This window comes from Photobacterium sagamiensis, from assembly GCF_050337085.1.
GTDB lineage: Bacteria > Pseudomonadota > Gammaproteobacteria > Enterobacterales > Vibrionaceae > Photobacterium > Photobacterium sagamiensis.
The window spans coordinates 39,442-54,411 of record NZ_JAKJSP010000020.1; the positions used below are offsets into that span (position 1 = coordinate 39,442).

General features: G+C 46.4%; 10 protein-coding genes, 2 tRNA genes and 1 pseudogene. 10 read left to right on the forward strand and 3 right to left on the reverse strand.

Features of this window, described 5'->3' with window-relative positions:
* Window positions 1-115 precede the first annotated feature (115 nt).
* Both L4D76_RS09645 and L4D76_RS09650 read left to right on the forward strand, forming a co-directional pair.
* Complete coding sequence (locus L4D76_RS09645; protein ID WP_428440696.1) at window positions 116-697, forward strand: PadR family transcriptional regulator; 582 nt, start codon at window positions 116-118, stop codon at window positions 695-697.
* 194 nt (window positions 698-891) lie between these two features.
* On the forward strand, window positions 892-2,967 hold the full coding sequence (locus L4D76_RS09650; RefSeq protein WP_428440697.1) for a methyl-accepting chemotaxis protein: 2,076 nt from the start codon (window positions 892-894) through the stop codon (window positions 2,965-2,967).
* Between the two features lie 164 nt (window positions 2,968-3,131).
* On the opposite strand, the gene L4D76_RS09655 is transcribed toward L4D76_RS09650, so the two are convergent.
* Window positions 3,132-4,460 carry a glycoside hydrolase family 32 protein gene (locus tag L4D76_RS09655; RefSeq protein ID WP_428440698.1) on the reverse strand — a complete coding sequence of 443 codons (1,329 nt, stop codon included), beginning with the start codon at window positions 4,458-4,460 and terminating at the stop codon, window positions 3,132-3,134.
* 213 nt (window positions 4,461-4,673) lie between these two features.
* Here L4D76_RS09655 and L4D76_RS09660 point away from each other — a divergent pair, with 213 nt between their 5' ends.
* Together L4D76_RS09660 and L4D76_RS09665 are read left to right on the forward strand one after the other, a co-directional pair.
* On the forward strand, window positions 4,674-5,723 hold the full coding sequence (locus L4D76_RS09660) for a LacI family DNA-binding transcriptional regulator (RefSeq protein WP_428440699.1): 1,050 nt from the start codon (window positions 4,674-4,676) through the stop codon (window positions 5,721-5,723).
* Between the two features lie 63 nt (window positions 5,724-5,786).
* Window positions 5,787-7,184: pseudogene (locus L4D76_RS09665) on the forward strand (carbohydrate porin).
* Between the two features lie 57 nt (window positions 7,185-7,241).
* Here the strand turns inward: L4D76_RS09665 and L4D76_RS09670 are convergent.
* Window positions 7,242-7,964, reverse strand: coding sequence for a YebC/PmpR family DNA-binding transcriptional regulator (locus tag L4D76_RS09670; RefSeq protein WP_428440700.1), 723 nt, complete (start codon window positions 7,962-7,964; stop codon window positions 7,242-7,244).
* A 414-nt stretch (window positions 7,965-8,378) separates the two neighbouring features.
* Here L4D76_RS09670 and L4D76_RS09675 point away from each other — a divergent pair.
* The 4 genes from L4D76_RS09675 to L4D76_RS09690 all read left to right on the forward strand — a co-directional run bounded on the left by L4D76_RS09675 (window position 8,379) and on the right by L4D76_RS09690 (window position 10,157).
* Window positions 8,379-8,469 (forward strand) — tRNA-Ser (locus tag L4D76_RS09675).
* A gap of 48 nt (window positions 8,470-8,517) precedes the next feature.
* Window positions 8,518-8,594: transfer RNA gene (locus L4D76_RS09680), tRNA-Asp, on the forward strand.
* 451 nt (window positions 8,595-9,045) lie between these two features.
* Window positions 9,046-9,348, forward strand: coding sequence for a PTS fructose transporter subunit IIB (locus L4D76_RS09685; protein WP_075766716.1), 303 nt, complete (start codon window positions 9,046-9,048; stop codon window positions 9,346-9,348).
* On the forward strand, window positions 9,345-10,157 hold the full coding sequence (locus L4D76_RS09690) for a PTS sugar transporter subunit IIA (RefSeq protein WP_428440701.1): 813 nt from the start codon (window positions 9,345-9,347) through the stop codon (window positions 10,155-10,157). The genes L4D76_RS09685 and L4D76_RS09690 overlap by 4 nt, the downstream gene beginning before the upstream one ends.
* Before the next feature lie 30 nt (window positions 10,158-10,187).
* On the opposite strand, the gene L4D76_RS09695 is transcribed toward L4D76_RS09690, so the two are convergent.
* On the reverse strand, window positions 10,188-11,033 hold the full coding sequence (locus tag L4D76_RS09695) for a helix-turn-helix domain-containing protein (RefSeq protein WP_428440702.1): 846 nt from the start codon (window positions 11,031-11,033) through the stop codon (window positions 10,188-10,190).
* Window positions 11,034-11,473: 440 nt separating this feature from the next.
* Between L4D76_RS09695 and L4D76_RS09700 the strand changes: the two genes are divergently transcribed.
* Window positions 11,474-13,375 (forward strand): PTS fructose transporter subunit IIABC, encoded by a 1,902-nt coding sequence (locus L4D76_RS09700; RefSeq protein ID WP_428440703.1) that lies wholly within the window; start codon window positions 11,474-11,476, stop codon window positions 13,373-13,375.
* A gap of 294 nt (window positions 13,376-13,669) precedes the next feature.
* A complete protein-coding gene (gene manA / locus L4D76_RS09705) occupies window positions 13,670-14,869 on the forward strand; it encodes a mannose-6-phosphate isomerase, class I (protein ID WP_428440704.1) in 1,200 nt (399 codons plus the stop codon).
* The last annotated feature ends 101 nt before the right edge of the window (window positions 14,870-14,970 follow it).

The window sequence follows — 14,970 nt, forward strand, 5'->3', positions numbered from 1 at the left end:
CTAAAAAAAATGCATGATTTGTATATCAACTGATTGCACGTAAGTTGTTGCATAAGCTGAAAGGAACTTCTGAGACAAGAAGTACTTCTGTTGTATTTTTAGAAGGATAGAAGAGATGTCACTACCACATGTAATTTTAACTGTGCTGAGCAATCGCGAAGCAACCGGTTACGATATCACCAAAGAATTCTCACGCAGCATCGGTTATTTCTGGAAAGCGAGCCACCAACAGGTGTATCGCGAATTGAATAAAATGGCCGACAATAACTTGGCGACCTCCCGACTTGAACCGCAAAATGGCAAACCGGACCGTAAGGTTTATACCATTACCGATCTGGGACGGCAGGCTCTGTTTGAATGGTTCCAGGAACCTGCTAGCAATCCAAAGATCCGCGATGAGTTCTTGGCCAAACTACTGGTTTGTGGTGTTCATAATTCAGAACCATTGCAAGAACAGCTTGAGGCACTTATTCAGGAGTCACACTCGCTAATGAACAACTATGATGAACTGGAAAAAATCCACTTTGCGAATTACAAAGAGATGGATCGCCAGTCTCGTCTTGACCGCCTGACCCTGCGCCGCGGCATGCATAATCGCCAGGCATGGATTAACTGGGCAGAAGAAGTCCTCATTGAACTTAAAGCAATCGAAAGTTCTGAAAACAGCTGCGCGGGAGAAGTCCGTCTTTGTGGATAGATTGCCTGAAGTGGATGTGTTTGGTTGCTTCTTATAGCACGAGAGTTTAAAAGGTTGTTGATTATATATTGAATAATAAAAATGTATATATCGACAACCTTCATGAATATATTTTCATTAGTGACATAACTTAAATCTAAATATAAAAATAATATTTTTTCAAATGTTGTGTGTACAACAAAAGGTTTAGCCCCATGAATTTAACAATAAAAGCCAAGCTGGCCGCATTGCTATGCGTTCCATTGCTTGTAATGAGTGGTTTTTTTATCACAAGTCTTATGAATACGGAAAATTCTGTTCTTGAGGCGGAAAGTAGCAATGTCAGTGTGAAGGTAGCTAAGTTACTGAATGATAACTTAAAGGGGCAGGTCGATACCGTTACCCGCTCCATTTCTTATTATTATGAAAATTCGAAGCTGGAAAATATCAAGATAGAGCTAGCGACTGAGATAGTGACGTTTAGAGACACAATAAACAGTATTTATAACAACAGCGCTTCTGCGGCCGATGCACAAACCAGTATTAACGCTTTTATTAACCAATATCGCTGGGACAATGGCCGCTATATCTTTGCGTATGATGCCGCTACGGTTATTAACAAGGCTAATGGCGCCAACGCCAGTATTATCGGCACCAGTGCTTATGATAAAAAAGACACCAATGGCAAATATTATGCTCAGGATATTGTCAGTTCCGCCAAAGCCAATAAGGTTGGTTTCACCAGTTATTATTTCTTAAACCCGGTCAGCAATAAAGTCGAAGAAAAACTGACAGCATCGGTTTACTTTGAACCGTTGAACCTGGTTATTGCAACGGGTGAGTACATCAGTACCCTGAGGCAAGATGAACTTGAGGCGGCTCTTAAGACCATCAGTTCATCTAAATACGGCCAAAATGGCTACTTTTGGGTACAAGATAAGAACGGCAAGATCCTGGCACACCCCAAGGCAGAAATTATCGGTACTGTCATTCCATCAACAACAATAAAAATTGCCAACAGCATCAAAGGCCAATCCGAAGCTTTTGTTACAACAGTTCACGAAAACCCGGCCACCAAACAGGCAGAAAGCAAATTTAACTATGCCCGAAATATTTTCCCGGAATGGGGCTGGACCATTGCCACCGGCACTTATGATAGCGACGTCACCAGTATTCAGGAAGGCTTAACGAGCGCCACGGCAGACATTTTTGATGATAAAGTGTACACGTGTATTGTGCTTGCAGTTGCACTGTTGATTGTTGCATTAATGGTTGCGGCCTGGTCGATCAATAAGATTGTTAAAGGTTTAGTGATGCTCAAAGAGCGCATTGATACCTTGTCGACCGGCGAAGCCGATTTAACCTCACGAATTGATATTACGTCGCATGATGAGCTGGGCGATATTGGCAATTCGGTAAACAATTTCATTATTTATCTGCAATCCATGATCCTGGAAATTTCGCAAGCCTCTGCTCATATCACTGAGGGTATCAAGCAGCTTGATGTGCAGTCAGAACAAAATAACCAGGCGTTAATCCAGCACGCGTCAGAGACGGATCAAGTCGTCGCGGCTATTACTGAAATGAGCGCAACGGCTGAAACCGTCGCACAGAATGCTACCGAGACAGCCGCGAACACCCAAAAAGCCAATGATGATGCGCTGTTGGCAAAAGATAATGTGCTTGAGGCGTCTGGCAGTATGATTGTTTTGGTGGATGAAGTGGGTGCAGCATCATCGAGCATTAACACCATGAACGAGAATACTCAGCAGATTGTCAGTGTGCTAGGTGTGATTGGTGAAATTGCCGATCAGACTAACTTGTTGGCGCTCAATGCCGCCATCGAAGCAGCACGCGCCGGGGAGCAAGGACGAGGCTTCGCAGTGGTTGCCGATGAAGTACGATCGCTTGCCGCGCGTACCCAGACAAGCACTGCAGAAATCAATGAGATCTTAACGACACTGCGTCAGGATGCCTCTAGTGCGGTAGCTGCAATGGAAGTGACGAAAACAAGCTGCGAACGTACAGCTGAAAATGCTGAGCGGGTATCAAACAGTCTGGATGCGGTGACAGGATCCATTGTCGAAATCAATGATCTCAGCACCCAAATTGCAACTGCTTCTGAGGAGCAGAGTTCGGTAACCGAAGAAGTAAGCCGTAATATGAATAACATCCGCGAGATGGTTCAGGAGTTGACCCAAAACGGACAAGCTACGGTAGACAGTACTCAAAGCCTGGCAGCTGCCAACACCCAACTGAGCACTCTGGTCAGTAAGTTTAAATTGCAATAGGCTTTTCAAACACAGTAATAAAGACAATTTAGCTTAAACAATCCGCTTATAAAGGCTTCTAAATCTAGAAGCCTTTTTTTATGCCGCTATTTCAAGTCATTGTTATCAAGCAAGAATAATTAACAACAATATCAATTAATAGGGTACTCCACTGCAGAGCGGCATTATTGTGCAAGCGACCAGGCAGTGACGGGTTGCCAATCAGTATCGGTATCTGCCAGTAACTGCAGGGTTGTCACGTTGTTGTGAGTAAACAAGCGCGAACTCATTACATATTCACCGTCATTAAGGAAGATCTCGAGTGATGACAGATCAGCTAAAATCTGCAGTTTAATATCGGTCTGCTCAGGCATTTTTATTTCGCGGATCAACTCACCATCGGTTTTCATTGCATGACTGCGATCAAGCACAATACGCTGGTTATCACTGTCAATAATTAAATCGCAGTAGTGTTCGCCATCATCCATCAAGCGCAGTGTTTTACTCCCCGATGCCGGCCAGTTCAACGTCGTTTGCAGTTCAACACTTTTGGTCTTCAGATCCAGTGTTTCGTGTTGAGTTGCCTGATCAAAAGTGAATAGTTGCTGCTGGCTTCGCAGTGTTTGCAATTCACGTGTTGGCCGTTGATACAACTTGCCATTTTCCCAGCTCAGTTCACGCAGACAGGTCAATTGATGTAACCAGCCATCAGTAACGCTTGGTTGGTTGATTTCATCAGGCAGCCCCATCCAGCCAACTAACAAACGACGACCGTCGGCTGCTTCAGCTGTCTGGGGGGCATAGAAATCAAAGCCATAATCTAGCGTTGTGAAATCACTGAGAGTCAGTGCATCTTGTTCGCTAAGTGCCGCCTTTACGTAGCCGTTATGGTGGGGGACTTTGTAATGATCGCTGTTTGATTCGATACCTTGCGGGCAGAGAATTCCCAACAGCTGACCGTTTAGTTCGAACAGGTCCGGACACTCCCACATGTAACCGAAACCGCCAAATTCCTCCCCGAACAAGCCGACATAATCCCATTTATGCAGATCATTCGAACGGTAAATGGCTAATCGGCCAGTTTCACTCTCATGCTGAGCGCCAAGCAACATGATCCAGTGATCACCGTAGCGTACCACTTTCGGATCGCGACAGTGTGGCGTGACTTCCGGCGGTAATTCCGGAATAACCGGCCCATGCTTGGTGAAATGAATACCATCTGTTGAAGTTGCAAGGCACTGGGTAGTGATGCGGTCACGCTGCTCACCGATACGGACATTGCCGGTATAGAACAGCATCAGCTCCTCTCCTTGGCTGACGGCATGGCCAGAGAAGACCCCGTGACTGTCGAACCAGTCTGACGGGCATAACGCAACATGTTGCGAAGTCCAGTTGATTAAATCTGTACTGGTGACATGCGCCCAGTATTTGTCTTTATGAACACAACCGTGAGGGTACAGCTGATAGAACAAGTGGTATTCACCGTTGTGATAGATGAATCCATTCCTTCGCACATTTTCCTTGAATTGAACTGGCTGGCATCACTCTGAATCCTGCATATTGAGGTAACTTGGGTATATATAAGCCGGCATCATGCCGGCTTTGTTGTTTTGTGTTTTCTTTTCGGCATGAGTGATTAGGCAAACGCAAATTTAATCAATCACTTGTCAATAACTCGATTTATCTGTTTACTATGTATGGTTTTTGCAGCTAAATCGGGTTAGTACGTGGAAAAAAGAAAAAGAACAACCATTGCAGATATCGCCAAACTGGCAGGCGTGTCAAAAACGACGGCTAGTATGGTATTAAATGGCCGTGCATCCACTTTTCGTATTAAGGAAGAGACCCGACTGCGTGTGTTAGAGGTTGCGCGGGAAAATCACTATTCCCCGAACGTGCATGCGAAATCACTACAAGCCTCTCGCTCAGATGCGATCGGTTTGGTGATCCCTGATTTAACCAACTTTGGTTTTGCTTCAATTGCCCGTGAGTTAGAACGTTTATGCCGGGAATCGGGATTACAGTTGTTGATTGCCTGTTCTGAAGACGATCCAGCTGTCGAAAAAAAAGCGGTAGAAGGCCTGGTTCGCCGTCAGGTTGATGCTTTAATTGTAGCGTCCAGCGAAACAGATGATGCGTATTATCAGTCGCTTACAAAGCAGTTGCCAGTCATTCAGTTAGACCGCCATATTGGCCAGTCTGTGTTGCCATTGGTGCTGACCGATGCAGCACGTGCCACTGCGGATTTAATTGAAAGTATTGCCAAAGAAGGGCTGTCAGAATTCTATTATTTCGGCGGTCAACTTGAGCTGTCACCAAGCCGTCACCGCCTGGCTGGTTTTGAACTCGGTCTTAAGCGTGCGGGGATCGAAACGAAACCAGAGTGGCTCCGTCATCGTGATTACCAGGCTGAATCGGGTTATCTGATGATGCAATCACTGCATCAGGAGCTTGGTCGTTTGCCTCAAGCGTTATTTACGGCTTCTTATACGTTGTTAGAAGGCGTGTTGCGGTATTTAAAAGATCACGAATGTCTTAATGCACTGGTTGATAAAGAAATGCGGCTGGCCACATTTGATAATCATGACTTACTTGATTGCCTGCCATTGAATATCGACTCGATAGCCCAGAACAATCAACAGCTAGCCAAAACCAGTTTTGAGCTTACGTTATCCCTCATTAATAATGAAAAACCATCGGCAATATCTTCAGTTGTCCTTGATGCTGATATTTTCTGGCGCAGTAAAAAAAGTGATACAAATATGACCAATATCTGATGAGCCACTCCACGAGATTTTTCTGCCTGGTATAAGTTAAGAATTAAATTTCCCTTTCTTCTTTTGGAAAGCAGAGTTGAGTTATCACTTGCCGTGTCTTTTGCCGTGACTTGTTCTGGTGCCGCCTGGGCACAAGGCGATACGACAGACTTAGAGCAGAGAATAGCTAACTTAGAGCAGCGTTTGGAAAAAGCGGAACAAGTGGCAGGCGATGCCGAAAACAAAGCCTCCGCTTTTGAATTTCATGGATATGCCCGTGCAGGCTTGTTGATTGATGACAACCTGAACGGTGCGACCGGCACCGGGCCATACATGACTGCAGCCAGTGCGCTGGGTGGGGCTGTCGGTCGTCTGGGTATCGAAGATGATAACTATGTTGAGGTCGTGCTTGATCATAATATCAATCAGGAAGACGGTTCGTGGTCGAAATATCGCATCATGCTGGCAGACAGTGTCGAAACCAATAATGAATGGACTGCCGCAGATTCACAGCTGAATGTGCGACAAGCGTATGCGGAACTTGGTGGCTTGGAATCATTCGGTGGGGCATTTACTTCTGCTTCCATCTGGGCGGGTAAGCGTTTTGATCGGGATAACTTTGATATTCACTTTATGGATACCGATATCGTTTTCCTTTCGGGGGCGGGTGCCGGTATTTATGACATTCAGTTCAGCGATGACTGGCAGACGAATTTCTCTCTATATGGACGTGATTTCGGCGCAATTGACAGCGAAAATCTGGAAGTTGAAAACTATATTGTGACCATGAATAACTACATTGGTCAGTGGCAGTTGATGTTGAACGGTATGACAGCTGCTGATAACGAAGGAAGAGATCCAAACGGCAATGGTACAACACCAAGCAAACGTGCAGAAAGCGGCTTTCATGGCATGCTGGCTTATCATGCAGACAACTTCTACGGTGTGAGTGAAGGTTTTTCTAAATCCGGTGTGTTATTCGGTCAGGGTTTAGGGGCCTAGCTGAAAGGCATTGGTTCTAATGGTGATCTTAATGAAGATGCTAAAGCGACCCGTTTGTTCAGTTATGGCGTAACCCGCTTTGCGGATAACTGGCGAATTGCGCCTGCATTTTTGGCAGAATACAGCCAAGATCGAGTAAAAGACGGTGATGAGTTCATGTGGGCTACGGTCAATGTACGTATGGCACAAGAACTGACCAAAAACTTCGAAATGGTCTACGAAGGTTCATACCAGTATATGGATCTGGATAACGGTACAGAGCAAGCTGACGGTAGTTTTTACAAAGCCACCATTGCGCCGACCTTTAAGTTAGATACTTCTGGCGGTTTTTTCCAGCGTCCTGAAATTCGTTTTGCGGCTTCGTATGTTGATTGGAGTGAAGATCTGAATGACTACTCAGTGAGCCTGGCAACTGACGCGAACACCATGGGCGAGGGGGGAGAGTTTATCTTCGCGATGCAGATGGAAACCTGGTTCTAATCGAAAAACTAAAAAGCCGAGCAATGCTCGGCTTTTTTATGCAACGATAACTGCAGATTACTCTGCGATTTCTGCGTTGTGGTAAACGTTCTGTACGTCGTCACAATCGTTCAGTGCATCAAGGAACTTCTCGAATGCTGCTACGTCATCACCTGACACTTCTGTCATGGTCTGAGGGACGAAAGCGATTTCCTCTACGTCGACAGCTATGTCAGGCATTGTTGATGCAAGTGCATTTTTCACTTTGAAGAATTCAGTATGAGGCGCATAAACAGTAATAACGCCGTCTTCGCATTCGATGTCGCTAACATCGACATCTTCCATCATCAGGTTTTCTAGAACCGCTTCTTCGTCGTCACCTTTAAACTGGAAAACAGCTTGGTGCTCGAACATGTGACCAACAGTACCAGGACCGCCGATTTTCGCATTGTTTTTTACAAAGCACTGACGAATGTCCATAAAGGTACGGTTGTTATTGTCAGTCAGGCAGTCAACGATAACCATACAGTTACCCGGACCGAAACCTTCGTAGCGCGCAGTAGCAAAATCTTCACCGCCACCGCCTTTGGCCTTGTCGATAGCTTTCTCGATGACATGGCTTGGCACCTGATCTTTTTTTGCTTTTTCGATCAGACGCTTAAGTGAAAGGTTGCTGTCTGGGTCAATGCTACCGTTCTTAGCACAGACGTAGATCTCTTTACCGTATTTTGAGTAAACCTTGATCTTTGCGCCTGCCGTTTTTGCCATAGACAATTTGCGTACTTCGAACTTTCTTCCCATGAGGAATAACTCTCTTTTATCAGTTTTTGGGACTTTGTTGTCTCGAATTTTAACAGTTACCAGCCCGTTTAGGCTAGTAAGATTTGACGGGCTATTGTCTGATTTCCAGACATCTGTCAATTTCTGGTGTTTTCTGTAACATTTATGAAAATAATCAGGACTCTATCTTTAAATGTCAGCAACACTTTTCGATTACACAATATTCACCTGACATCATAATGGTTGTCACTATTCTTAATAGAAGGCAAGGGGGATGTGCATGCTGAGTCATTATTTTAAAGCCAAAAATCTGGGCTTTGCTCTTTTGTGCTATAGATTTTCGCTTAACTTTCCTTTAATGCTTAAAAATTAGCCACTTAAACTATTCCCCCCTTTACAGTCTCAAAAGAGGTGCGTATTATCCACCGCACTTACGGAGAGATGGCTGAGTGGTTGAAAGCACCGGTCTTGAAAACCGGCATACGTTTATAGCGTATCTAGGGTTCAAATCCCTATCTCTCCGCCACATTCTGGAAGTTGGATTCTTTTATAGAATCGGGCTTCATAAAGAATTGGAGCGGTAGTTCAGTTGGTTAGAATACCGGCCTGTCACGCCGGGGGTCGCGGGTTCGAGTCCCGTCCGCTCCGCCAACACAACAAAGCCTCAGCAGAAATGCTGGGGCTTTTTTGTGTCAGGTGAAAAGAGTTAGTTGATGGTGCCCAAAAGCGGTAGTTCAGTTGGTTGCTTTTGATTTAAGAGCTGGCCGGCCTGTCACGCCGGGGGGCGCGCTGATTTCAAGGAATGGCAAGTCCCGTCCGCTCCGCCAACACAACGAAGCCTCAGCAGAAATGCTGGGGCTTTTTTGTGCCTGTAGTTTGGCGAAAGTAACCACTTACAAACTTCATCGTTTAAAACCTTCTCTATTCGCACTAAAAATACGCTGTGACCAAAATGTGACCATCTGGTGACGATAATCTAAGCTTTATCTGCTTAACTAACGCCTTGTAACCTAACCTAGATCAGTTTTACCGATCTCATATCTTGACTATTAACAGCGGATCGAGACAATCATTGAAAACAACACCTATAGATAGAGAAATTATGAGAATTGTTGCGGTTACTGCCTGCCCGACCGGGATTGCACACACTTACATGGCGGCGGCGGAGCTAAAAAAAGCGGCACAGCCCTTGGGTATTCAGATCATGGTGGAAACTCAAGGTGCGATGGGGATAGAAAATCAACTCAGCTTTCAGGATATTGGCCGGGCTGATGTGGTACTGATAGCCTCGGATATTGAAATTGAGCATCGTGCCCGCTTTACCGGTAGCAAGATCCATTGCGTCACTATCGAAGAAGTGCTGACGGATCCTGCTAGCGTGCTGCGTCGTTGCCAAGAACTATGATTGAACGTCGTATTACCTTTATCATTGGTGATGAAGGTATACCTGCCTGGAAATTAAACCAGCTGAAAACCTTGGCGGGTTACTTCCGTGCTGTGGTGGTGATGCAAAATGTAACCCGCTTGCGTCAGGCGAATGCTGAGCAACCGGTTCGTATTATGAGTCTCGGATGCATGCCGGGTGATCTCTGCCAGTTGCTGGTTGAAGGTTCTGATGCCGAGTTGGCCTGTATGGTGCTGACCGACTTTTTGGCCGAACAATTTACGCTGGTGAAAACAAGCGGTAAGAAAAAAAATCGCAATGCCTGCTGTGTTGAGAGTACCGATCCGGAAAATCATACTTTCTATCTGCCTTTTGAATTTCAGTTCACTACCGAGGTACTGGATCAAACCGATATGGAATGGGATAAAGGCGCGGACAAAGAAAAATGTCTGGCTCAGTTATGCCGCATGCTTTCCCCTCAAAAATCGACACGGTTGTTAGAATTGATGCTCAAGCGGGAGGTCGTTTCTTCGACGTGTATGGGTCATGGTATCGCGCTGCCCCATGTGATGACTGCGGAAATCGAGCAGCCTGCGATGGCCGTGATCCAGCTTCCGAAGCCAGTAGAGTGGGGCTCAAACCGAGGTCCGGTAACTCTGTTGGTGGCAATGATTTTGCCTGCCCCTGCCCAACGGCCGCATATTCAAGCCTTTGTTCATTTCTCGCAAGCGTTGCTTGAGCCGGAATTTTGCCGCCTGTTAACGGAAAATACCGAGCCTGAGGCCCTCACAGCAGTGATCCTCCATTGTTTATCTCGCCCGTTTCACTAGAGCGTATTGACGCTTCAATTCCGAATTGCCCTAAAGTGAGCTGCGATACTCCGAAGGCGTTAATCCGGTCTTATTTTTAAAGACCCGGTAGAAATAGTTCACATCCTGAAAGCCGCAACGGGTTGCGACTTCATTGAGGCGAAAAGTGTATTTTTTCAGCATGAACTTGGCACGCTCGATCCTTACCCAGGTAATGTAATCAGCTAGCCGCATATGTCCTTGTTGGCGGAAAAGGCGAGAGAGGTGGTTGGGGCTGATATTGAACCGCTTGGCAATGGTGTCCCGATTAATTGCCCGGTGAAAATTTTCCTGAATGTATATACAGATCCCCTGATAGAGATCTTCGCTGCGATTTTTGGCCGAGCTTGTCGGTACTGATAACATACTTTGGCAATAGCTCATCAGTGCCAGAAGCAGATGTTCGTCCATCGGCTGCTGCAGTGGTTCTTTAGACAGGGCATTGAGCGCCGATAATATATGGTCAATGGCATGGCCGGTACGAGTCTGGATACTGTGCTTTTGGATATCGTGAAAATTGGCTTGATCTTTTGTCTTGCTGACCAGGCTAAAGCCAAGTTGGCGGCGGCCAAACAACAGGCTCAGTACCGAACAATCTGTATCCCAGTTGGGTTTGTTCCAGCTATTAGGCGGAATATATATTGCGTCACCCGCCATGATCTTTACTTCGGTGATCCCGTGATCCGGATCTTCCAGCTCATTAATGTACTCGCCGCTGATCACCAGCTCCAGACGGGGAAAGTTGACCTGATAGCTAAATGGCGGTGGTGTTACCTGATCCCCGGCAAACCAAATGCGGTTGAAGTGCTGCCGCTCTGTAAGTAGGGTATCAATAAGATCATGGAAAACCTTGCCCATGCTGTTGCCACCTCAGTTTATATCTGTCCAGTAAATATCATCACTATTATTCATTGCCCTGTATTGAGTTGCTAGCCAGCAAACGAATTTGGATATTTATCCGTGAACTGGGTCACGTTAATTTGCCGATAACGCCTCCACTATTGTTACTCCTGTCTAGTTTGTGAATATTTTATAGCTTGAGAAATAAGGGCTAAAAGCACAGGGATACACAGTGAATTCTAATTTAATCGTCTGATTTATATCAAAAAGTGTTTATTTTGTGATTTTGTCCAGGCTAAACAACCCTGATGAGGCTTGGATCACAAAAAGGTGTAGGTGTTACAAATATCCAGTAAATGCCTCTCTGGTACACTATAAGAGTGAAGCCGGATCGCTGAAAATATCCCCAACGGCAACGCAAATGCTGAACTTAAAAAAATAATCCAGGGGGAACACTCATGATCACCAATTTGATTAATGAGAAACTGATATGCCTGAACCTTCAGGCGACGACCAAAGATGAGGTATTTGTTGAGATGATCGACGTACTGCACCAGCAGGGTCGAATTCATGACAAAGCACAATTTTTAGCGGATATCCATACCCGTGAAGAACTCGGCAACACCGGCTTTGAAGACGGTGTCGCATTGCCGCATGCGAAAAGTGGCGCGGTGGCAGAGCCTGCCGTCGCGATTGGTATCTGCCGAGGCGGTATCGAATACGGTGCGGAAGATGGCTTGCCATCAAAACTCTTTTTCATGATTGCCTCACCAGACGGCGGTGCAAACCACCATATCGAAGTGTTGGCTGAACTTTCCTCTAAGCTGATTGAAGATGGTTTCATTGATGCCTTTATGGCCGCGAAAACCGAACAAGAAGCGCTAGGTTTACTGCTGGAAAAAACAGAGCCGAATCAAGCGGTACCAGCGGCAGATAAAGGCCTGCTAATCGGTGTTACTGGCTGTCCGGCAGGTGTGGCGCATACTTACCTTGCTGCTGAAGCACTGGAAAAAGCAGCAGCAGAGTTAGGTTATGAAATCAAAGTTGAAACCAACGGTTCTATCGGGGTGAAGAACAGCCCGACAGCTGAAGAAATTGAACGTGCCGAAGCGATTATCGTCAGCTGTGACAAGCAAGTCGACATGGTACGCTTTGCGGGTAAAAAACTGGTCAAAACCGGTGTGAAAGCACCTATCAAAGATGGCAAAGGCTTGATTAACCAAGCACTTCAAGCAGCCACTTACCAAACTTCCGGCGATGATGCCCCGGCGCAAACAGAAAGCAAAGTGTCTCAGGCGCGTTCCGACCTGTACCGCTTCCTGATGAATGGCGTTTCACACATGATCCCATTCGTGGTAACCGGTGGTCTGTTGATTGCGCTGGCTCTGGCACTAGGTGGTCAGCCTTCGGAAGCGGGAATGGCTATCCCAGAAGGCAGTATGTGGCAGAAAGTGCTCGATGTCGGTGTGGTTGCCTTTACCCTGATGATCCCGATCCTGGCCGGTTATATTGCCTATGCGATTGCTGACCGTCCTGCACTGGCGCCGGGTCTGATTGGCGGCTGGATTGCTAACAATGGTTCGTTCTATGGCGCGGAAGCGGGTACTGGTTTCATCGGTGCGATTATCGCTGGCCTGCTAGTGGGTTACTTCGTTAAGTGGATTGTTAACCAGAACTACCACAAGTTCATCCAACCATTGGTGCCAATCATGATTGCACCAATTACCGGTAGTCTGTTTATCTCAAGCCTGTTTATCTTTGTTATCGGAGCACCGATTGCTAGCCTGATGGATGGTCTGACTGCAATGCTTACCAGCATGAGCACCGGTAACGTGGTTCTGCTAGGTATCGTATTGGGTGGTATGGCCGGCTTCGATATGGGTGGTCCATTTAATAAGGTTGCTTTCCTGTTCTCAGTCGGCATGATTGCCAGCGGCCAGACGCAGTTCATGGGTGCAATGGCGTGTGCCATCCCGGTTGCGCCGCTAGGTATGGGTTTAGCCACCATTGTAGGCCGCAAACTAAATATCTTTGAAGAATCAGAGCTTGAAGCCGGTAAAGCAGCTAGTGCGATGGGGCTGGTGGGTATCTCTGAAGGTGCAATTCCATTCGCGGCTCAAGACCCAATGTCAGTAATTCCTGCCAACGTACTTGGCTCGATGGTTGCCGCAGTAATGGCATTCTCATTCGGTATCACCAACAGCGTGGCTCATGGTGGTCCGGTAGTTGCCCTACTTGGTGCAATGAACAAACCATTGATGGCCATCGTATGTATGATTGCAGGTTCCTTAGTAACCGCACTGGTTGCGATTTCTCTGAAGAAAATGCGTCAGGCAAAAGCACAGGCAGCATTGGCATAAGCCGCAGCTGAAAACCTAACTGTAAATCAGTAATGAATAACGCTGCCAGTGTCCAGAGTGAAGATCACTGACCCCCATGCTGGCACGTTTGCTCCCTCCTTCTCCTTTCTAAGGGTAAGGAGGGCGCTTTCTATCTGCTTGATAATTAGTCAATTGACATACAAATGTCATTTCAGAGCATTTATTCTGCTACAATCCTGCGCTGTTTTAAGAACATCGAAAATTAGCAATGGATACTGATCCCATGAGTAATCAATATTGATGAAATCAGTATTAATAACGAAAGGTAAAACAATGTCCGTTTCCACTCCTCCTTGTTTCTTCCGCATGCACAATGTTATTCAGGACTACGCATGGGGCAGTACTACGTCGATTAATTCACTGTTTGGTATCGCTAACCCTGAAGGCAAGCCACAGGCAGAAATTTGGATGGGTGCGCACGTGAACGGTTGTTCGCAGATAGACGTTGCTGGCAAGGCAACTCGTCTGATTGAATTTATTGAGACGGATAAAGCAACGATCATTGGCGAGGAGACTGACAAACAGTTTGGCGAGCTTCCTTACCTATTTAAAGTCTTGGCCGCAGAAAAAGCTCTGTCTATTCAGGTTCACCCGAGCAAGGCACAGGCTGAAATCGGTTTTGCCAAAGAGCAGGAAGCGGGTATTGCGCTAAGTGCAGGCCACCGTAACTACAAAGATCCTAACCACAAACCTGAGTTGGTTTATGCTTTGACGCCCTATCAGGCAATGAACGGCTTTCGTGAGTTTGTCCAAATCGTCACTCTTTTCCGTTGTTTGGAAATTGCTGAGTTACATGAGTTGGTCGTTGCGCTGGAAGATAACCAGAATGAAGATGGTCTGCGCCAGTTCTTCGAAGCGATACTTTCATTGCAGGGAGAAGCGAAAGATACTGCTGTTAAAGGGCTATTGGCTTATGCCGAACACCATAAAGACGATACCTTGTTTGCGCTAATTTTGGATCTTGCTGAACAGTATCCTGGCGATATAGGCCTGTTCTCACCATTAATGCTGAATGTGCTGACACTGCAGCCGGGTGAAGCTATGTTCCTCGATGCCTGTACGCCGCATGCCTATATCCTAGGGACAGGCCTTGAGATCATGGCGAACTCCGACAATGTTCTTCGCGCAGGTCTGACACCGAAGCATATGGATATCACCGAGCTGGTTGCCAGCACACGTTTTGTGCCGATGGCTGCGGACTCGCTACTGCTCGCACCGGAGCAATCGGAAGGCGGCCTGCATTACCCAATACCGGTACCTGATTTCAAATTCAGCGTCTACCAGAACCAGCAAGATGCAGCACTTAAGACAACCAGTGCCGAAATTCTGCTGGCGATTGATGCACCGCTGACTGTAACTCGCAGCAATGGCGAAACCCTGACAATTGAAAAGGGTGAGTCGGTGTTTATTCCGACTTACGCAGGTAGTTATACAGCCAGTTCGACTGGACGGTTTGCGCGAGCTTATAACTGATTTAGCGGTCACTTCCGGTGATTAAATAGCGTGCCCAGATGGTAGCCATCAGCGTATAGTAAAAAGCCAGTCTTCTGACTGGCTTTTTTCTTTTGGATCTA